17 protein-coding genes are annotated in these 20,069 nt (G+C 58.7%); 8 read left to right on the top strand and 9 right to left on the bottom strand.

All coding sequences use genetic code 11. The features are described from left to right. Positions 1-66 precede the first annotated feature (66 nt). On the top strand, positions 67-468 hold the full coding sequence (locus GWQ31_RS01940) for a hypothetical protein (protein ID WP_275908508.1): 402 nt from the start codon (positions 67-69) through the stop codon (positions 466-468). Positions 469-562: 94 nt separating this feature from the next. Here GWQ31_RS01940 and GWQ31_RS01935 read toward each other — a convergent pair whose 3' ends face one another. From GWQ31_RS01935 to GWQ31_RS01925, 3 genes are all read right to left on the bottom strand, one after another. After that, positions 563-1,828, bottom strand: coding sequence for a RidA family protein (locus GWQ31_RS01935; protein ID WP_275908507.1), 1,266 nt, complete (start codon positions 1,826-1,828; stop codon positions 563-565). Between the two features lie 827 nt (positions 1,829-2,655). After that, positions 2,656-3,759: an anhydro-N-acetylmuramic acid kinase gene (locus tag GWQ31_RS01930; RefSeq protein WP_169045628.1), complete on the bottom strand. Its 1,104-nt coding sequence runs from the start codon at positions 3,757-3,759 to the stop codon at positions 2,656-2,658. 88 nt (positions 3,760-3,847) lie between these two features. Beyond that, positions 3,848-5,170, bottom strand: a complete 1,323-nt coding sequence (locus GWQ31_RS01925; RefSeq protein ID WP_275908506.1) for a peptidoglycan DD-metalloendopeptidase family protein — start codon at positions 5,168-5,170, stop codon at positions 3,848-3,850. A 110-nt stretch (positions 5,171-5,280) separates the two neighbouring features. Between GWQ31_RS01925 and tyrS the strand changes: the two genes are divergently transcribed. After that, the gene (gene tyrS / locus GWQ31_RS01920; RefSeq protein WP_275908505.1) at positions 5,281-6,480 is read left to right on the top strand and encodes a tyrosine--tRNA ligase; all 1,200 of its coding nucleotides are present in this window, start codon (positions 5,281-5,283) and stop codon (positions 6,478-6,480) included. A 361-nt stretch (positions 6,481-6,841) separates the two neighbouring features. Here tyrS and GWQ31_RS01915 read toward each other — a convergent pair whose 3' ends face one another. Genes GWQ31_RS01915 through GWQ31_RS01900 form a run of 4 tightly spaced genes read right to left on the bottom strand, consistent with a single transcriptional unit; the run spans position 6,842 to position 10,020 of the window. Beyond that, complete coding sequence (locus GWQ31_RS01915) at positions 6,842-8,017, bottom strand: hypothetical protein (RefSeq protein WP_096118077.1); 1,176 nt, start codon at positions 8,015-8,017, stop codon at positions 6,842-6,844. Continuing rightward, entirely contained in the window at positions 8,017-8,388 is a 372-nt protein-coding gene (locus GWQ31_RS01910; protein ID WP_005316930.1) for a GtrA family protein, read from the bottom strand. Before GWQ31_RS01910 ends, GWQ31_RS01915 begins: the two co-directional genes overlap by 1 nt. Beyond that, positions 8,385-9,419 carry a glycosyltransferase family 2 protein gene (locus GWQ31_RS01905; RefSeq protein WP_275908504.1) on the bottom strand — a complete coding sequence of 345 codons (1,035 nt, stop codon included), beginning with the start codon at positions 9,417-9,419 and terminating at the stop codon, positions 8,385-8,387. Before GWQ31_RS01905 ends, GWQ31_RS01910 begins: the two co-directional genes overlap by 4 nt. Before the next feature lie 55 nt (positions 9,420-9,474). Then, positions 9,475-10,020, bottom strand: a complete 546-nt coding sequence (locus GWQ31_RS01900) for a hypothetical protein (protein ID WP_021141071.1) — start codon at positions 10,018-10,020, stop codon at positions 9,475-9,477. 326 nt (positions 10,021-10,346) lie between these two features. On the opposite strand from GWQ31_RS01900, the gene GWQ31_RS01895 reads away from it, so the two are divergent. From GWQ31_RS01895 to GWQ31_RS01880, 4 genes are all read left to right on the top strand, one after another. After that, on the top strand, positions 10,347-11,117 hold the full coding sequence (locus GWQ31_RS01895; protein ID WP_275908503.1) for a transporter substrate-binding domain-containing protein: 771 nt from the start codon (positions 10,347-10,349) through the stop codon (positions 11,115-11,117). An 80-nt stretch (positions 11,118-11,197) separates the two neighbouring features. Next, entirely contained in the window at positions 11,198-12,682 is a 1,485-nt protein-coding gene (locus GWQ31_RS01890) for a L,D-transpeptidase family protein (RefSeq protein ID WP_159166903.1), read from the top strand. A gap of 149 nt (positions 12,683-12,831) precedes the next feature. Further along, the gene (locus GWQ31_RS01885) at positions 12,832-13,377 is read left to right on the top strand and encodes a DUF882 domain-containing protein (RefSeq protein WP_005316921.1); all 546 of its coding nucleotides are present in this window, start codon (positions 12,832-12,834) and stop codon (positions 13,375-13,377) included. A 117-nt stretch (positions 13,378-13,494) separates the two neighbouring features. Continuing rightward, on the top strand, positions 13,495-13,746 hold the full coding sequence (locus GWQ31_RS01880) for a DUF3862 domain-containing protein (protein ID WP_270689461.1): 252 nt from the start codon (positions 13,495-13,497) through the stop codon (positions 13,744-13,746). 96 nt (positions 13,747-13,842) lie between these two features. Here the strand turns inward: GWQ31_RS01880 and GWQ31_RS01875 are convergent, their stop codons facing one another. Further along, positions 13,843-14,457, bottom strand: coding sequence for a trimeric intracellular cation channel family protein (locus GWQ31_RS01875; RefSeq protein WP_265422698.1), 615 nt, complete (start codon positions 14,455-14,457; stop codon positions 13,843-13,845). 141 nt (positions 14,458-14,598) lie between these two features. Then, positions 14,599-15,363: a sulfate transporter CysZ gene (gene cysZ / locus GWQ31_RS01870; RefSeq protein ID WP_059111529.1), complete on the bottom strand. Its 765-nt coding sequence runs from the start codon at positions 15,361-15,363 to the stop codon at positions 14,599-14,601. Positions 15,364-15,471: 108 nt separating this feature from the next. On the opposite strand from cysZ, the gene GWQ31_RS01865 reads away from it, so the two are divergent. Together GWQ31_RS01865 and zipA are read left to right on the top strand one after the other, a co-directional pair. Then, positions 15,472-18,846: an AAA family ATPase gene (locus GWQ31_RS01865; RefSeq protein ID WP_275908502.1), complete on the top strand. Its 3,375-nt coding sequence runs from the start codon at positions 15,472-15,474 to the stop codon at positions 18,844-18,846. A gap of 15 nt (positions 18,847-18,861) precedes the next feature. Then, positions 18,862-19,989 (top strand): cell division protein ZipA, encoded by a 1,128-nt coding sequence (zipA, locus tag GWQ31_RS01860; protein WP_275908501.1) that lies wholly within the window; start codon positions 18,862-18,864, stop codon positions 19,987-19,989. The last annotated feature ends 80 nt before the right edge of the window (positions 19,990-20,069 follow it).

The raw sequence follows: 20,069 nt of genomic DNA, 5'->3' as shown, positions 1-20,069 counted from the left end.
GGTAGTGAGTGATTTTTAAGTAAATCAGGTGATTTACAGCATTTTAAAAAGGATGGGGTATTTACAATGGCTTGTTCTGTATTGATTGATAAGTCAGAGGGAACGCTGAAGATAAATTCTGATTCGTATGATTTGAACAGGATCTCTGATGTACAAGTAAAAGTGCTTACATGGAAGGACAAACTAATAAACATGTTATTGTTCGGGTTAATTACATCCAGTATCCTCTTCTACTTTATACCGACTGAAGCGCAGGGGAAGGGAATGACGTTGTTTCTCCCCGCAGTCGCTTTTCTGGCAGGGATGGTGATGGCTATGGTCACCAGTGCAAAATACGTATTCAGACTCGAATTCAAACACGCCGATGAAACCGGCGTGCAATGGATCACTGCTGCCAAGAGCAGAAATGCGCGGGAGTATGAGATCTTTAAATTGAAAGAAGTGGAGCTTAAACAAACTCTCGGATAACGAAGGAAAATTTTAAGCATAAGGTCGTCAATGTTGACACCCGATAAAAAGACACCGGCTTATGCCGGTGTCTTTTTATCATTTAAAGCAAATCTTACACCTGCGGCGGGGTACTTTCCGCATTGGACATCACCGCATCCATCTGCACCAGGGCACCGGCGGGCAGCTCGCTGACGCCGATAACGGTACGGGCCGGCAGATAGATCGGGAAGTATTTGGTGTAGATAGCGTTGACCGCATCCAGATCCGCGATGTTCTTCACCTGAATATTGACCTTGACGATATCGTCCATCACATGGTCGATGCTCTCGACGATGGCCTTGATATTGCTCAGGCACTGGGCGGTCTGCTCTTTGACACAACCAGTCAGGATCTTGCCGGTGGTGATATCCAGCGGCAGCTGAGCGGCCAGATGGTTGTAGTGGGAGAAGGCGACAGTCTGCCAATGGAGCGTGCTGCGTGGCGCCTTGTCGGTATTGCGGGAGCGGATCACCAGGTTGTGTCTGTCTTCCACCAGCTGCGGCGGTGTGCCGTCACCGTGGGAGATGACCGCATCCATCTGCACCCGGGCACCCAGCGGCAGGGCAGTTGCGCTGATCACGGAGCGGGCGGGCAGATAGGCGACGGCGCGGGCAATGGCGGAGTCCGGGAAGAAGGTGGTGTAGACCTCGTTGACGGCCTCCAGATCCGCGAGGCTGGTCAGGTAGATGTTCACCTTGACGATGTCGTCAAACGGCACGTCGATGCTTTCCAGCACGGTCTTGATGTTGCGCAGACACTGACCTGCCTGCTCCTTGATGCCACCGGCGACCAGCTTGCCCGAGACCGCATCGACCGGCAGTTGCGCGCCTATGTTGTTGTAGTGAGAGAAGGCGACGGTATGGGTCGAGAGCGGGTTGTGCGGTGCCTTGTCGCTGTTGCGGGCCAGTTTCACCAGGGCGCAGGGCGCCTGCGGGAAGGTGCCTTCGCCATTGGAGATGATGGCGTCGATCTGCACCTGGGCATCCAGCGGCAGGGCGGCCACGGCGAGTGTGGTGCGGGTCGGCAGATAGCCCGGGAAGAATTCGCGATAGACGGCGTCGACCGCTTCCAGATCCGAAATGTCTTTCAGGAAGATGGTGGCTTTGACCATATCGTCCATCACGTGGCCGATGCTCTCTACGATCGCCTTGAGGTTATTCAGGCACTGTCTGGCCTGTACCTTGACGTCGCCACTCACCATCTTGCCGGTCCTGGGATCGACCGGCAGCTGGGCAGAAATATTGTTGTAATGAGAGAACGCCACCGTCTGGGTGTAGGGGCCCAGATCCTGGGGGGCATTGGTGGTATTTCTTGCAGCCTTGATGATGGTGCCACTCATAGATATTCCTCTTTTTAGTATTCGTTGTTAACTCAGGTACAGGTTCGTCCCATCCGAGTGCGCCAGCGGGTGCATCTCCGGTTATTATGTTTAATCCACTCAATAGCTGAATGGGATAAGAGAGGAAGGGACAGGGTTGATTATTTCAGACGAGGCGATTCTATGAGTGGCCATCAGGGGATGCAAACCGGTGATTGCGTTTCTATGAGATGGCTCAACGCTTGGAAATATAGCTATTTTGCTATTCAATTCAGGGTGAATACGATTCCTGGGTGGATCAAACAGGTCCGGTATCGAGGGCGAGCCTGTGTGGACTGGGTTCTTCCCCTGGCGGGGGAGGGGGTTGCGCTGTGAACGAGGCGTTAAAAATATGCGTCATCTTGCGGTTAATCGATTTTATTGTGCATAGATATGTATTTTTAAGAGTTTGGAGTATCTATCCTGCTCGCTAAAAATATGCTAGCCCAAGGTCATGTAAAGACTAATAAAGATGTGGCTGGAATATAATTCAATATATTGCATAGGCGATATCTTAATATTGCGTTCGAATAGCCGCTTGTTCGCTTATTCTGATGATATTTATCGCGCCAAATAGAGAGATAAATATGCCATAAGGGTGCAGTCGTCCTGTTAGCAGATCGTGATGATGGAGCGCAAGGGTGGGACCAGCGGGTGGCTGGCCCGCCTGGGTGACGCCGGTCGGGCAGTCAGTGTCACTTATCCGGCGGGGTATAGGGTTGTGCGATTGGCGACCGTGTAGATGGGAGGGCAGGCTGCCCTCCTTGCCCATAGATACTTGATACGAAGGTCCTGATCCTGGTTATCGATCAGGCAGGATAGAGGGCACCCAGGACGGCAAGACGGCTGGCACCGGTAACGGCGGGCAGGTTGCCGGGTTTGCGGTGGATAAAGCGCTGTGCCAGCCAGGCAAATGCCGCACCCTCCATCCAGTCGGGGGCAATCCCCAGCGCGGTCGTGCTGGCGATGCGCCAGCAGGGCAGCAGGCTGGCCAGTTCGCTCAGCAGGGGGGTGTTATGGGCGCCCCCGCCGCAGACAAACAGCTCGGGCCGGCTTTGCGCCTCGTCCAGTGCAGGCAACTGGCGGGCGATACTGTGGCAGGTGAGCGCCTGCAGGGTGCGCTGCACATCCACGGGGGCGTATGCACTGCCCGCCAGCTCATCATCGAGCCAAGCGAGGGTGAACATCTCCCGTCCTGTACTCTTGGGGGCGGGGGCGGCGAAGTAGGGGTGAGTCAGCAGCTTTTCCAGCAGTGCCGGGATCAGCCGGCCGCTGGCGGCCCATTGGCCACCGGCATCGTAGTTGCCGCCGTCTGGCTGATGACGGCGATACCAGCCATCGAGCAGGGTATTGGCCGGGCCGGTATCGAAGCCATACACCCCGTCCGCGTTGCCCGGCAGTACCGAGATATTGGCGATGCCGCCGAGGTTCAGCACCACTCGCAGGGCGCCGGGTTTGGCAAACAGCGCTTGATGGAAGGCGGGCACCAGGGGCGCCCCCTGACCGCCGAGGGCCATGTCCATGGTACGAAAGTCGGCGATGACGTCGATGCCGGTCAGGGCCGCCAGCAGGGCGGCGTTGCCGATCTGCAGGGTAAAGCCGAGCTGGGGGCGGTGGCGGATGGTCTGACCGTGGCTGCCGATGGCGCGAATATCCTTGGGGGTCAGCCCTGCCTTGGCCAGCAGCGCGTGAGTGGCGGTGGCAAACTCGCGGGCCACCAGATTATCGGCCACCCCCATGCGATCGATTTCGTTGTCGCTCGGGGTGCAGAGCTCGTGCAGCTCGCGGGCGGTGGGCCAGGGGTGGCTGATGGCCGCTTCGACCCGCAGTTCATCCCCGTCCATCATCACCAGCACGGCGTCGATCCCGTCCATGCTGGTGCCGGACATCAGCCCAATGTAGCGCTCAATCATGAGATGTCCTTATTTATCGAGATAAAGATGTGGAACAAGGGTTCAGCGTTCGCCTTTTTCTGCGGCGTGGTCAGAGGCTGATGACGCATTAACTGCCGTTGCTATCTCGTTTGTTCTGGGCCAGCTGCAGCTCGGGCTTGTCGAGTTGGTCGAGTTTGGCCAGTTGCGGCGTTGCCAGCAGTTTGAAGTTGGCCAGCTCCCGCCCTGTGAGGGTCTCGGCCTGCGGCAGATTGAGGGTGCGCGGGTTCTTGTGAATGCCGCCCACTACAAATTCATAGTGCAGGTGCGGGCCTGTTACCCGGCCTGTGCCCCCCAGGGTGCCAATGGTCTGCCCCTGTTTCACCCGCTGCCCTTTATTGACGGTGCGTTTGGAGAGGTGCAGGTACTTGGTCACATAGTTGCCGGCGTGCTTGATGAAGACATAGTTGCCGTTGAACTGGTTGTAACCTGCCGCCACCACGCTGCCGCCGCCCGCCGCCATGATGGGGGTGCCCACCGGTGCCACATAGTCTATGCCATTGTGGGGACGCACCTTGCCGGTGACCGGGTGCAGGCGGCGCGGATTGAAGTTGGAGCTGATGTATTTGAAGTTGACTGGCGCGCGCAGGAAGCTCTTGCGCATCGCCTTGCCTTCCGGTGTGTAGTAGTTGCCATCGTCGTTCAGCACGGCGCGATAGATGGCGCCCTGGTTGATGAACTCGGCGGCCAGAATGTCGCCGGAGGCCACTCGCTCGTCATCCTGGAATTTTTCCTGATAGACAACCCGAAAGCTGTCCCCGGGTTGCAGGTCCTGGGCGAAGTCGATATCCCAGCCGAAGATGGCGGCGAGATCCATGATCTGATCTTCGGTCATCCCCGCCTCGACGGCGGCCCCCCAGAAGCTGGATCGTATCTCGCCTCGGGTAACCTGCTCGCGGGTATCGAGTTCCAGCTTGACCGGTTTGGCAACGAAGCTCTCGGCCTTGCGGCTTACTTTCAACGCCTGTTCCAGGCTGTGGGGGTAATAGAGGCTGTGCAGATCGCCATTTTTGGTGAGCTTGAAGGTGAGTTCTTGCCCGGGGCGCAACATGCGCAGGGGGTCGCTGCCATCGAGCTGATCAATCAGGTGCAGATCCGTGGTGCTGAGCCCCAGCCGCTGGAAGATGACGCCCATGTTGTCGCCACTGCGCACTTTCACCTGTTTGGTGAAATAGCTCGGTTTGGGCGGAATGGCCGCTTGCCCGGCTTGTGCCAACAGATCGTCGTCGTCCGGTTGCGGCTCGGCGGCTAGCTCGTTGCTGTTTTCATCGACCCGGGTGGCGACTGCCCGTTCGCTTGGCCAGGCCGCCAGCATCATCACCATGATGCTCAAAATCAGCACCATCTTGCGGTGCCAGGTGGGAAGAGAGTTGAAGGCGTTCCAAATGACCATGAGAAGCTGACGAAGTCGGGCAGAATGAGCGGATTTTACAGCCTTTCCAATTAGCTCGCCATTCCAGTAATATGTTTGGCCCTGTGGAATCGTGATTGGAGTGTCAAAAAATGTCCCAGCTCGAGGTGGCGCTAGCCGAGATCAAGCGCGGAGCGGAAGAAATTCTGGTTGAAGAAGAACTGGTTGCCAAGTTGAAGGAAGGGCGCCCGCTGCGCATCAAGCTGGGGATGGACCCGACGGCTCCCGACATTCACCTGGGTCATACCGTGATCCTCAACAAGCTGAAGACCTTCCAGGATCTGGGCCACGAGATCATTTTGCTGATCGGCGATTTCACCGCCATGGTGGGTGATCCCTCCGGCAAGAACAGCACTCGTCCGCCGCTCTCCGAAGAGGCCATCAAGCACAACGCCCTCACTTATGCGGAGCAGGCGTTCAAGATCCTCGATCCCGCCAAGACCCGCATCGAGTACAACTCCAGATGGCTGGGCGAGCTGGGCGCGACCGGCATGATCAAGCTGGCGGCCAAGCAGACCGTGGCCCGCATGATGGAGCGCGACGACTTCAAGAAGCGCTACACCGGCGGCCAGTCCATCGCGATTCACGAATTCCTCTATCCGCTGCTGCAAGGCTATGATTCGGTTGCGCTCAAAGCGGACGTCGAGCTCGGCGGTACCGATCAGAAGTTCAACCTGCTGATGGGCCGCGAGCTGCAAAAAGATGCCGGCATGGCCGCCCAGTGCGTGCTCATGATGCCGCTGCTGGTCGGTCTGGACGGCGTCAAGAAGATGTCCAAGTCCGCAGGCAACTACATCGGCGTTCACGACGCTCCGGGCGAGATGTTCGGCAAGATCATGTCCATCACCGACGATCTGATGTGGAACTACTACGAGCTGCTCTCCTTCCGTCCGCTGGCCGAAATCGAAGAGTTCAAGGCAGGCATCGCTGCCGGTACTCTCAACCCGCGCGACGTGAAGATCTGGCTGGCCAAAGAGATCATCGCCCGTTATCACGACGAAGCGGCGGCTGAAGCGGCCCACGAAGATTTCACCCAGCGCTTCTCCAAGAACGCCATCCCGGACGAGATGCCGGAAATCGAGCTGGCTCTGGAAGGCGAAGGTCTGGCCATCGCCAACCTGCTGAAAGAGGCCGATCTGGTGGCCACCACCTCCGAAGCGCTGCGGATGATCAAGCAGGGCGCGGTCAAGGTGGATGGCGAGAAGCTGGAAGATGGCAAGGCACTCATCGGTGCCGGTACCGCCGTCTATCAGGTCGGCAAGCGCAAGTTTGCCCGGGTGACTGTCAAGTAAGCCAGCCTCTCTACGAGATTGGCTTTGTGGCTGTCTCCCGAGCACTGCCTGTGTTCGGGAGACAGCTCTTGCAAGCCGTCCCATCGCGACGGTTTGCAAGATAACTCCTCCCTTCTTGCTGGCTGTTTATCCCTCTCTCGCCTCTTCCTGTCTGACTTGCCTTGTCCGTTTGTTCTTATGCCCTCTTGTGCGTTGACCGAGCATCGCCGAAAGCTGCACTGTTTCACGATAGGAACAGGGTGGGTGATGTCTTGTTTACCCGCCTTCAGCCAAGGCTCACCTCTCCCGTGGATTTACGAAGAACATAAAAAATGCCGGTCAAGGGACCGGCATTTTTGGACATGGCGTTGGGGGCGTCACATCAGACGGTAAAGAACTTGGCGTTGACGAAGGCCACTGCGATGAAGGAGGCCACCATGCCGCTGATGCAGAGCACGGCAGGTCGCATGGCTGGCCAGCGATGGGTCAGCAGGATAATGGCCAGCAGGGTCGGGTAGAGGCCGAACATGTAGCGTGGCATGGCGTTGAGGCCCGTCATCAGCGGTATGGTGCAGCAGATGAACATCAGGGTGGCTTCGGCCCAGCGCTTCTGGCTGAACAGATAGAGGTTCAGACACCAGCCGAAGATCACCATGATGGAGAGGTAAGCCTTGCGCCCCCCCAGCTCGAAGCCGCTCAGCCACCAGTCGAGCGGGCTGTCCATGTAACGGCCCCAGGCCACCTGGATATGCTTGAAGGCCAGCGCATCACCTGTGAGGTGATAGAGATAGACCATGTAGGCAAACAGGCCGAAGGGGATGAGCCAGAGGGTGAATACCACCTTGAAGGCGCGTTCGGTGAAGCGGAAAAACTCCCGCCAGCCGTAGGCCTGCAGCGCCAGGATCAGCACAGGGAAGACCATCATCACACCCAGATTGCGGGTGCCGGAGATGCAGACGCCGAGCACTGCGACCATCAGCCACTGTTCCCGATAGGCAAACAGGAACATCCCCAGCATCAAGGCCATGAACATCGACTCTGTATAGCCGGAGGCGAAATAAGCGGAGAAGGGGGAGAAGGCGAGCAGCCAGACGCCGAAGCGGGCTGTCTCGTCACCCAGCTTGAGCTGACGCAGCACCAGCAGCATCAGCGGCAGGCTGGCAAAGAAGGCAAGGTTGGCAACCAGCATCAGGCCGATCAGACTCTCGACATTGAGCAGGTTTGACAGCGTACCTGACAACATAGGATAGAGCGGCATGAAGGCCCAGTTGGCCGCATTGCCCTTGCTGAGCCAGCGGGGGTAGAGATCGTAGCCGTTTTCGATGATGCGCTGGAACCAGACGCAGTCGAACTGGCAATAGGCTTGCAGCGGGCCTATGTCGGTGGTGCCGTAAAGCTGGACGCCGAAATAACCCATGCCATAGAGGGCAACCCGGCTCAGCAGAAAGGCGGCGATGATCATCAGCCAGTCACGGCTGCTGATGGCCAGTGACGGGCGATAGGGAGCCTGACAGCCGGGAGTCGAACTGTCGGGAGTCAACGTTGTAATGTCATTCATCAGGCAAATACCCAGACGCGAGAGAGGATATAGGTGAGCACTGTGACTGTCAGGGTGGCGATCACCACAGGCAGCAGACCAGAAAGACCCGCAAACAGCAGACCGCTCAATATCAGGTTTCTCACCGCCAGCGAGAAGAGGGCAACCAGCAAGAACTTGCCGATGGCACCCTGTTTCTGGAAGGTGATGTAACGATGGCCAAAGAATGAGAACCAGAAGGCAATCATGAAGGCGATGGTGGTGACCCAGTGTTCAGAGATGGCGGGCCAGGTATGAAACAGCGCGATAGAGGTACCAAGGTCGACGAGGGTTGCCCCCCCGCCGACCAGACCGAACCGGAACAGGCGCCAGAATTCCTCGCGGGAGATCATTGAGGCGCTTGCTCCTTCTTGTCTTGTTGCTGTTCTGTCTCTTGCTGTGTGTCAGCGTCCTGCTGCTTGTTTGCCGCCGGCTTGGCATACTGGCCGTAGACCCCTTCGATGAGATAGACGGGGCGCTGTTTCACTTCCACAAACATGCGGCCTATGTACTCGCCAATGATGCCAAGGGACAGCAGCTGGATGCCACCAAGGAACAGCACCACTGACATCAGGGAAGCATAACCGGGTACATCGATCCCGAAGAAGACCACCTGGGTGACGATCTTGAGGATGTAGAGGAAGGCAACGAAGGAGACACCGACCCCCACATAGCTCCACACCCGCAGCGGCCAGCTGGAGAAACTCATCAGGCCATCGAGGGCGAAGTTCCACAGCTTCCAGTAGTTGAACTTGGTTTCACCGGCGTGACGGGCCGGACGCTCGTAAGGAACGCCCACGGCACGAAAGCCAGCCCAGGCAAACAGACCCTTCATGAAGCGGTTGCGTTCTGGCAGTTGCTTGATAGCTTCCACCACCCGGCGGTCGATCAGACGGAAGTCACCTGCGTTTTCCGGCAGCTTGGTGCTGGTGGAGAGGGCGTTGAAGAAACGGTAGAAGCCACCGGCGGTGACCCGCTTCATCGGGGTATCGGCACTGCGATCCACCCGTATGCCGTAGACGGTGTCATAGTCACCGGTCTGCCACAGCTTGACGAACTCGAGGATCAGGGCAGGGGGATCTTGCAGATCCACGTCCATCGGCACTATGGCATCGCCTTTGGCATGATGCAGACCGGCGGTCATGGCCGCTTCCTTGCCGAAGTTGCGCGCCAGGTTGACCAGGGTCACCCTGGGATCGCGGGTGATGGCTTGCTCGATCACTGCGCGGGTGCTGTCACGGCTGCCGTCGTTGACGAACACTATCTCCAGATGATCCTTGATGGGCGCCAGTTCGTTATCTATCGCGTTGATGAAGGCATCTATGCTCTCTTCCTCGTTGTATACGGGCACGATCAGAGAGAGTCGAAAATCGGCATGCGACATGGAAATTTCCTTATTTGGAAAATTATTTATTAAACCGCGTATCGGGTAATACGTCTTACTGGGCGACGGTCAGTCGTACCGACTGAACATTGAGGGGAGTCGGTGCGGACAGCGCCAGGAAGTTGGGGCGCTTGGGGTCCGATGTCAGCGAATCGCCCGGCAGATTGAGCCGGATTTCGTTGATGCCAGCCTTGGCCAGGCGGACTGTCGTGGTGAAGTCATGACCCAGCGCCACCTTGAGCAGGGTGCCGGCTTGCGGGCTGTTGACCCTGGCTTGTATGGTCAGCTGTTCAGGCTGAGCTTGCTGTTTGGGCAGCACGAAATAGAGGCCGCCCTGGCCGCTGAGTTCGGTACCCTTGGTGCTTGGCTTGGTAGCCCAGCCTGCGCTGGAGAGGAAGCGGCTCGGCCTGGTCAGGTTGAGCTCGTTGCCCGGCTGATAAGTCATGCTGGAGTTGTGCTCCCAGAAGCGGGTCTTGCCTTCCAGGTAATAGAGTTTGTAGGCCAGGCTCACATTGGGGTGGGCAGCCAGATAGAGGGTGTAAAGGTAGAAACCACTCAGTGCCATGATGGCAGTCAGAAAACCGAACTTTTTGTACGTCATATCACTCTCTACGCCTCACGATTGGTAGGCTGATTTCGCGCATATGCTAATCCAATTGCAAAAAAAGCATAGTGGATCACAAAAATATATTTGGTCACATATTAACCCCTTTCGAGTCAGTGCTCCAAATGCCCCCATTTTGACCCGGTTGTGACCTGACCAAGCCTTGTGCCGCGCGGGGTATGGGCTCATTTCATGGCCGAGTCCCTATGGGAGGAAATACCCCCCTCTATGCAGTGTCGATGCAGGTGATCGCTGTGGCAGGATCTGTCGCCATTTGGCCAAGGCCGATTTATGATGAGGCATCGCGTTGTCAAGGATGACCCATGAAGCTGATACTCTTCTGCTGTGCGCTCTGGTTGCTCTCTCCGGCTGCATCCGCCAACAGCTTTTGCCCCTCTCCGCTGCGGGTCGGTTTTGACCATTGGCCGCCCTATCATTATTACGACAGCGCGACGACGGATGACAAGGTGCTGAAAGGTTTTGCCGTGGAAACACTCAATGCCATGCTCACGCGACTGGGTTGTCAGGTCACCTATGTGGAGCGGCCTTGGAAGCGGATACTGCACGATCTGGCGCGGGGCTCGCTCGATATCGCCATGGAGGCATACTCCAACGAGGAGCGTGGCCGCTATGCCTGGTTTTCCGATGGCTATAATCCGGGGCGCAGTGTGCTCTGGGTCCGCAAGTCCTCTTCCTATCCTGAAACCGATTTGGCGAGCTGGCTGGCCAGTGGTCATATTCTCGGTGTGACCAAGGATTACTACTATGGGGCCGAGACAGCCGACTTGTTGCGCCGCTATGCGGCCCAGGTAAGCGTGGTCAATGATCATCAAAATTACGGCAAGCTGGTGCTCGGCCGGATCGACGGTTTTCTCGGGGATATTCTGGCCACGCCCTGGGGTCTGAAAGAAGAGGGGTTAAACGATCTGATCGTGCCTCACGGCATGGCCGTATATGAATCACCCACTTTTTTCATGTTCAGCAAACAGCGGCTTTCACCGGCGTTTGTCAGGGCGTTCAATCGGGAGCTGGCTGAATTTAAAGCAACCAATGAGTATGACGTTATCTGGCGGCGCTACGCCCCCGCCAGCTAGTAAAGTCACTGGCATTCACGCATCATGAGCGCCTTGACCGCCGGGTCTGGCAGTTGAAGTGAACCGATCTTGAGGTAAGCATGGGGAAGAAGTATTGGCTGGCGTTGGCAAACCTGATCTGGCTGGGCTGCTTGCCAGCGGCAATGGCGCAGGCAAGCGAAGGACAGGTGTTGGTAACCAATGCTGCAGTGCAGCATGACTGGTATCAGAACAGTACCGCAGAGCAGGCTCGCCTTGAGTTGGAGCACCAGTTGCAGGAGGCCGTACTGGCCCAGTTGCACCCTGACTTCTTCAGTCTCTGGAAGAAGCTGCAGGCCAAACCGGCCGATCAGCGTGGGGCCATTTATGATGAAGTCTTTGGCAAGCTGGCCCGCTTTCAGCAGGCTTGGCGTGCCATGGATCTGGTCGCTCGCGAGCAGATGCGAACCCTCAAGCTCAATTTGAACCAGCCGTTGGCCCACGAGCCTGTTGGCGACAATCTGCTGGATCAGGTCAAGCAGCTCAGACCCCAGGTCGCCGAGTATGAGGCGGTGCGCGAGGAAGTGCGCAAACTGCTCGCCATGCCCATGGCAAAGCAGTGGCCGACCCTGACCATGCCGACCCTGCGGGCGGGTGAGGCATCCCCTGAACTGGGGCAGATCCGTACCATCCTCAACGAGCTGGGGGATGGCGCCCCCCGTCATGACGACGCCACCTATGACGTCGACACCCAGCAGGCCATCAAGCAGTTCCAGCGCCGCCACGGTCTGACCGCCGATGGCATCATTGGCCGCCAGACTCGCACCTGGCTCAACACCGGGCCGCAAGTGCGTGCCAGCCTGCTGTTGCGCAACCTGTGGCGCCGGGATCTGGTTGATCATCTCTCCGGTGCCCGTTACGTGCTGGTCAATATTCCTGACTACCGTCTGAGCGTGGTGGAGTCCGGCAACGAGGTGTTTACCAGTCGGGTCATCGTTGGCAAGGAGCAGCGGGCAACCCCCATACTCGCCAGCGAGATCCGCTCCATAGTGCTCAACCCGCCCTGGCATGTGCCGCGTTCCATCCTGAGCAAGGATATTCTGCCCAAGCTGGGTCGGGATCCTGCCTATTTGAATCGCGAGCAATTCGAGGTGATCGACGGCGAAGGCAACCCTGTGCAGTTCACCGAAGAGGGCTGGTATCAGGCGTTGGCCGCCGGTTTCCCTTATCGCCTGCGGCAAAAGCCCGGTGATCACAATGCCCTGGGGCGCTACAAGTTCTACCTGCCCAACAACGACGCCATTTACCTGCACTCCACTCCGCGCAAGGCGCTGTTCGAGCAAGGGGCTCGGGCCTTCAGCTCCGGTTGCATCCGGGTGGAGCACGCCGACGATCTGGCCGAGTTGCTGCTGGCGGACTCCCGCTACCAGCCGGACAAGGTGGCCAGCATACTGAAAAATACCCAGACAAAGTGGTTGCCGCTGACCACTCCCATACCGGTCTTTACCGTCTACTGGAGCAGCTGGATCGACGAAGAGGGTCGCCAGCAACTGCGCAATGACATCTATGGATTTGATCGAGTCAGCTTCCAAAGTCGCCTGCTGTGATCCTTGCCACAGAGTGAAAAGCCCGGCCCTTGCCGGGCTTTTTCATTGGTGCGGGCGGTTTGACATGGGAGGGTTCGAAAGGTAGTTTCAAGCACCTGTATCAAATTCACTCAACAGTGTCGCTTACATCTGCGATGGACGAACTCCTTATGCTGGAACAAGAGATAAGTCGACGTCGCCTGCTGCTGGGGGCTGGGTGCCTGCTGGGGGGAGCCATGCTCTCATTCCCTGCCATGGCGAGCCGCAGTACCTCAGGACGTGAACTCAGTTTTTTCAATCTCAATACCGGCGAGCGAGTGCAGGCCAGTTATTGGGAGAATGGTCGCTACCTGCAAGACGGGCTGGCCGAGCTCAATCATATTTTCCGCGACTATCGTCGCAACGAAGTGTTCAACATCGACAAGAAGCTGTTCGATCAGCTCTATCTGTTGCAGCACAAGCTGGGCCGCAACGGCGAGATCCAGCTTATTTCCGGCTACCGTTCACCGGCGACCAATCGCCAGAAGCGCAGCAAGAGCCGCGGCGTGGCCAAGCACAGCTATCACACCCTGGGTCAGGCGGTGGATGTGCGGATCCCGGGTGTCCAACTGGCCCATCTGCGCAAGGCTGCGCTCAATCTCAAGGTGGGTGGAGTGGGCTACTACCCGAGCGACAACTTCGTTCATCTGGACACCGGCCCCGTCCGCAGCTGGTAGTCGTTGGCGGCATCCGGCGAGCGACACCTCGCCTCTATGGCGGGCGGCAGCGCCTGGTCACTGGCAAAGAGGGGGGCCGAGCTGTTAGGCTCCGGACACTATCCAGAGGAGAACCAGATGAAACATATTTTTCTCGGGGGCATGATTGCCCTGCTGCTGACCGGTTGTGGCAAGCTCAATCGCGAGAATTACGACAAGTTGAAGATGGGGATCAGCTACGCGGAAGCGAGCACCATACTCGGCAAGGCAGAGCGCTGCGACGATGCCTTGGGCACCACCAGCTGCATCTGGGGAGAGGAGGGCAAGAACATCAAGATCCGCTTCATCGCCGACAAGGCAACCTTCTTCAGCTCGGAAGGGATTAACTGAGTCGTGTACGCGCTCAGTGTCCCCATACAAAAAAGCGCCTGTCAGGCGCTTTTTTGTTGTCTGCAATCCGAACGGCTTCGCCAGAAGCTGGCGCGCTCAGTGGGTTGCGTACTGATAGTGGAAGGTGGGCAATCCCCACTTGAATCGTACCGCCAGCAAGCGCAACACGAAGCCGATCCCGATGGCACCAAAGGCGGCCCAGTCGTTGGGCAGACCCTGATCCAGCGCCAGGCAGTAGATGGCGGCGGTGATCAGCGAGATGGCAGCATAGAGCTCCCGGCGAAACACCAGGGGAATGCGCTGGCAGAGCAGGTCTCGCAGTACACCGCCAAAGGCGCCGGTGACCACCGCCATGATGCAGGCAATGCCGATGCCATGGCCCATCTCCAGGGCCCTGGCGGCGCCGAAGATGGAGAAGACCACCAGTCCCAGCGCATCGAGCGCCAGGAACAGCTTGCCGAGGTAGCGCATCAGCGGTGCCGATATGACGGCGGCCATGGCCGCGCCTGCCACCAGCAGCACATATTCCGGATGTTCAATCCAGAGCAGGGGATAGTGCCCAAGCAACACATCCCGGATGGTACCGCCACCGATGGCCGTTGCCGAGGCGATGATCACCACGCCAAACAGATCCATCCGTCGCCGACCCGCAGCCAGTGCGCCAGTCATTCCTTCGGCCACCAGGCCCAGCAAGAAGAGTGTATGTAACATGAGATATCCCAGGGTGCGAGAAAGGCCCGCATCCTATCAATTCAAGCTATATGGGACAAGAAATGAAGGATATTCATTATTTTTTATAATGCAAAAAAGTAAAAGGCACCGATGAGATGCCTTTTTTCATTGGGGAAGGGATCAGCGTTTGAGCTGTTCGGCGCGGTAGTGATCCACCCACATGGCGGTGGCACCACAGATGGCGACCGGCATCACAAAGAGGTTCACCACCGGAATGGCGGAGAAGAGGGTGACCAGGGCACCGAAGCTCAGGCACTTGCCGCGGCGCTGCTTCAAGGCATCGCGCATTGTGATGAAGCTTATCTTGTGGTTGTCGAATGGATAGTCGATGTACTGAATTGCCATCATCCAGGCGCTGAACAGGAACCAGAGCACGGGGGCCAGGGTCTGCCCGACCACGGGGATGAGGAACAGGATCAGGCAGCCGATGGCCTTGGGCAGGTAGTACTTCAACTTGGTCCATTCACGGCCGAAGGTGCGGGGCACATCCCGGACTATGTCCAGCATGCCGGTGTCGCTGACCACCTCGCCGGTGAGGGTCTGTTCCACCTTCTCCGCCAGCAGGCCATTGAAGGGGGCCGCTATCCAGTTCGCGACCGAGCTGAACAGGAAGGAGAAGACCACCAGTATGGTGACCAGAGCGATGGGCCAGAGCAGATAGTCCAACCAGCTGAGCCAGCTGGGGATCTGCTGGTGCAGCCAGCCGAACAGACCATCGAGCTGCAACAAGAGGGCGTAGAAGGCCCCGGCAAACAGCACGAAGTTGACCAGCAACGGGATCAGCACAAAGGTACGGATGCCCGGTTGGCGAATGAGGGAGAAACCGCGCAGGAAGTAGTCTGCGCCGCTGATTGAGTCTTTGACCATAGGGGGTGATTGGCTCATCTGAGCTCCATCTGTTCATGGGAAAGTGCCAGCATATTACAAACAAGGTTTGGATTTGGTAAAGTCGCCTGCCCGCCTTCTCTTTATTTCGTTACCCAATAGGCCCCCATGCGTCTGAAATTGATCAAACTCGCCGGTTTCAAGTCGTTTGTCGAGCCAACCCGTATCGAGTTTTCGGCCGACATGACCGCCGTGGTGGGGCCCAATGGCTGCGGCAAGTCCAACGTGATTGACGCCGTGCGCTGGGTGCTTGGGGAGAGTTCGGCCCGCCATCTGCGCGGCGAGAACATGACGGACGTCATCTTCAACGGCTCCATCAACCGCAGCCCTCACGGTCGCGCCTCGGTGGAGCTGGTGTTCGACAACCCCCACAACCGGGTACCCGGTGAATTTGGCCGCTTTACCGAAATCTCGGTGCGCCGCGAGGTGCTGCGCGACGGCTCCAACCATTACCAGATCAACGGCCAGAAGTGCCGCCGCAAAGATGTCACCGACCTCTTCCTCGGTACCGGCCTCGGGCCGCGCAGCTACGCCATCATAGAGCAGGGCACCGTCAGTCGGCTGGTGGAGTCGCGCCCCGCCGATCTCAAGCTGTTCATGGAGGAAGCGGCGGGTGTCTCCCGTTACAAGGAGCGGCGCCGGGAAACCGAGCAGCGAATCCGCCATACCCAGGAGAATCTGGAGCGGCTCGGCGACATTCGCGGTGAGCTGGGCTCCCGCCTCGAACATCTCAAGGCCCAGGCCGAGACGGCCGAACGTTACAAGCAGCTCAAGAGCCGTTCGCGCGCCGCACGGGCCGAGCTTATCGGTTCCGAGCTGTGGGCGCTGGAGACTCGCCTGGGTGAGGCCAAGGCCGAGCTGGCCCAGGCCGAACAGGCGCTGGCGGCGCTGGATGCCAAGCGTACCCAGGATGAGGGGCGTCACGTCACCCTGTCGGTGGCCCGCCAGGAGGCTCAGGCCGAGCAAGCGAGCCGCCAGCAACAAATTTTTCTCGGTGGCCAGGCCATCGCCCGCCTCGAACAGCAGCAACTTCATCAGACCGAGCTTGGTCGCGACTGGCAGGCCAGGCGTCAGGCGCTTGGCGAGCGGATAGAGGGCATCAGGGCACAACTGGCGAGCCAGCAGGAACAGCTGACCGAAGGCACCCTCAAAGGGGAGCAGGAGTCGGCGCGACTAGAACAGTGTGAGCAGTTGCTCACCAATCAGCAGGGGTTGCGTCTTGCCGCCGGCGAGCAGCTGGAGCAGGCGCGTCAACGCCAGCAGCAGTGGCAACAACAACTCGGCCAGTTGCAGGGGCAGCTCAACCAGACTCGCGCGCAAGTGAACGGTCTGCAGGAGCTGCAAGCCAAGACACGGTTGGCACGGCTCAAGCTGGAGGATGAACGCGCAGGTCCACTCGGCGGGGAAGGGGAGTCGTTGCAGCCTGGGCTCGACGCCCTGGCGTCCGAGCTGGAATGCTCCCGGGCTCGCCACGCCGAGCTGGAGCAGCAGTGGCAGGCCAGCGTGGCCCGCCATGAAGAGTGCAAGTCGCAGCAAAGCCAGCAGAGCAGCCTGCTGCGGGAGCTTGAGGCCCGTCTCACCACTCTTAATCAGATGCTGGGGGAGCAGATGGTGGGGGCTACCCTGGCGGACAGTCTGCAGGTGGCGCCCGAGTGGGCGCAGGCGCTTGACAAGGTGCTCGGCCGCTGGCTCACCGCCCAGCCCAGCGACGAGTGCAATCTGGCGCAGAACGGGCTCTGGATTGGTCCATCCCGACCTGCGGTGGCGGGTACCCTGGCGGCCCGGCTTGAGGGGGCGCATATTCCCGCCTTCCTCAACGCCATCTGGCTGGTTGAAGATAGAGACGCAGCGCTGGCCCGCCAGCCTGGCCTCCTGGCCGGTGAGTCGGTACTGACCCCGACCGGAGACTGGTTTGGTCCCAACTGGGCCGATCTCGGCCAGGGCGGGGCACTCGGCACTCTGGCCCTGCTCGGTGAACGTGAGCGGTTACACACAGAACTGGCGGCAGGCCAGCAGGCCCTTGGCCGGTTGAATGAACAACTGGGCACTGCCGATGCCGCGCGCGCCCAGCTGCACAGTGCCTTCGAACTGAGCCAGCGCACAGTGCGCGAGCAGGAACAGCAGTGGCAGCAACTGCGTGAAGCCTGGAGCCTGCGGGAAGGCCAGCGTCAGGAGCGATTGCAACGGCTTGGTCAGCTTGGCGAAGAGCTGATCCGGCTGGACAAGGAGCAAGCTGACGAGGCGCAGCGGCTGGCAGCGGCTTTGCAGCAGCTTGAGCTCGATGAGGAGCGGCTTGGCGAATTGCAGGAACAGGGTGAGCCCTTGACCGAGTCGCTGCAGCTTGCTCAGGAGCGAGTCACCCATGCCGAGCGGGCGGTGGAAGAGGCGCGTCTGCGCCGTGAACAGCAACAAGCCAGCTGCCAGCGCTGGCAGTTGGAGCAGCAGAATCAGAGCCAGCTCATCAGCCTGCGGGAGCAGGAACTGGCCCGACTCGGGCTGGAATTGGCCGAACTCAAGGAGCCCGGAGCCACGCCGGGTCAGGATCTGTCGCCCCTGCTGGTCGAGCAACGCAACCTCGAAGCACTGCAACTTGCCTGCCATCAAAGGCTGGCAGAGTTGGAGCGACAACTGACCGAACTGGAACAGGCACGCAGCGTTGATCACAAGCAGCTGGTGACCTTGCAGGAGAAGCTGGCGACCCTGAGGCTGGAGCGCGAGCGCAACCTGACCCGCCGTCAGGGGTTGCATGAGCAGTTCGAGGAGTTGGGGATACGGCTGGTGGATCTCGATCAGGCTGTCTTGATCGCCGCCGATCGCGGCAAGTTGCGTCAGGAGATCCAGACGCTGGAGGCACAGGTGGAGGCACTTGGCGCCATCAACCTGGCTGCGCTGGAGGAGTACGAAGAGGCGAAAACCCGCTCAACCTACCTGGAAAACCAGTGTCAGGATCTCGAGCAAGCGCTGGAAACCTTGAGCCAAGCCATTAAAAGAATTGATAAAGAAACACAAATACGCTTCCGTGACACTTTCGATAAGGTCAACGAAGATTTAAAATCCCTCTTTCCAAAAGTGTTTGGGGGAGGCAGTGCCTGGCTTGAGCTGACCTCGGATGATCTTTTGGAGGCCGGAGTGAGCATCATGGCAAGACCTCCGGGTAAGAAGAATGCTACCATTGCCCTGCTTTCCGGGGGGGAGAAGGCGTTAACCGCACTTGCGCTGGTTTTTGCCATCTTCAGACTCAACCCAGCTCCATTTTGTCTGCTGGATGAGGTGGATGCACCGCTCGATGAAGTGAACGTCGGTCGCTTCTGTTCTCTTGTCAAAGAGATGTCGAGCACAGTACAGTTCGTTTACATCAGTCATAATAAGGTCTCCATGGAGATGGCTGAGCAGCTGGTTGGCGTTACGATGCAAGAGCCCGGGGTTTCTCGCATTGTGTCGGTCGATATCGGTGAAGCCGTCGCTTTGGCTGAGCAAAACTAGAAAGAGAAGCAGCTAATGCAGGAATTGCGTTACATCTTGGTTGCCCTGGGCGGTATTGCTATTGCGGCATTGCTCATTCACGGGTTGTGGAGCAACAGAAAGAATCGTCAGGCACCGATCAAAGAGAAACCTCTGGGCCGGATGGAATCCAAATCACGGACTCGTGACAATGACGCCTTCGACAACGATGGTGTCGGTCAGGTGCGTGTGGTCAGCGGTAGCCGTCGTGCCGAGCCCAAGCTCCACAGCGAGGAGGCTCGCCAGCCGGATGTCAGCCGCCGTGCGCCCGTCACCGCTTTCGATGACGAGGATGACGAGGTCGAGCTGCCAACCCCTGTGGTGCGCAAGCCTGTCGCTCGCCCGGTTGCCCCGCCCCCCGTCTACGAAGAGGACGAGGAGGAGTTCGAGGAGCCCATCGCCGAGACAGTAGAGGAAGTGCCTGCCGCCCCGGTGCGCAAGCCCGCCCAGGTGATCCGTCGTACCCCGGTACACCGTTCTCGTTCCCAGCGCGAGCCGCTGCTGCAACAGCTGGATGATGAACCTCTGGTCGAGCCGGCCTACGCGACCGCACCGACCTTCGGTGCCCGCGAACCTGCTCATGTGCCAGCGCCTGAGTACAAGCCGCAGCCCCGTTATGTGGCCCCCGAGCCTGCCTACGAGGAGCCTGTGTATGAGGAGCCCGTTGGTGAGCCGCTGATGGATACCCAGCCGGTCGAGAAGATTTGGCAGGATGTCTATGTCATCAACCTGATGGCGCGCCCCGGTCACGATCTGGAAGGGGCAACTCTGCTGGCTTCCCTGATGGCGCTGGGCTTCAAGTTTGGTGAAATGGATATTTTCCATCGCCACGAGGATCTCAACGGCAAGGGTGAAGTGCTCTTCTCCATGATCAACATGGTCAAGCCGGGCACTTTCAATCCGTACCGGATGGAGCAGTTCAATACCCCGGGTGTCTCCCTGTTCATGCAGCTGCCGCTGCGCAGCAATGCAGCCTTTGCCTTCGAGCACATGCTGCAGGCTGCCGACCAGCTGGCCAGCGATCTCGATGCCATGTTGACTGACATGGATCGCAGCCCGCTGAGCGACGAGACCATAGCCCGTTACCGGCACGAACTGGCCGCCTATGAGGCTAATCGAGACTAAGACTCCACGGGGTCGAGTACATCAAAAGTGCGGTACCCAGGTGCCGCATTTTTGTTTGTGCGGTTAACTTATTATTCCAA

It is taken from the genome of Aeromonas sp. 2MA4 (assembly GCF_029237305.1).
Classification (GTDB): domain Bacteria; phylum Pseudomonadota; class Gammaproteobacteria; order Enterobacterales; family Aeromonadaceae; genus Aeromonas; species Aeromonas salmonicida.
This window is presented reverse-complemented; position numbering and strand designations above follow the sequence as displayed.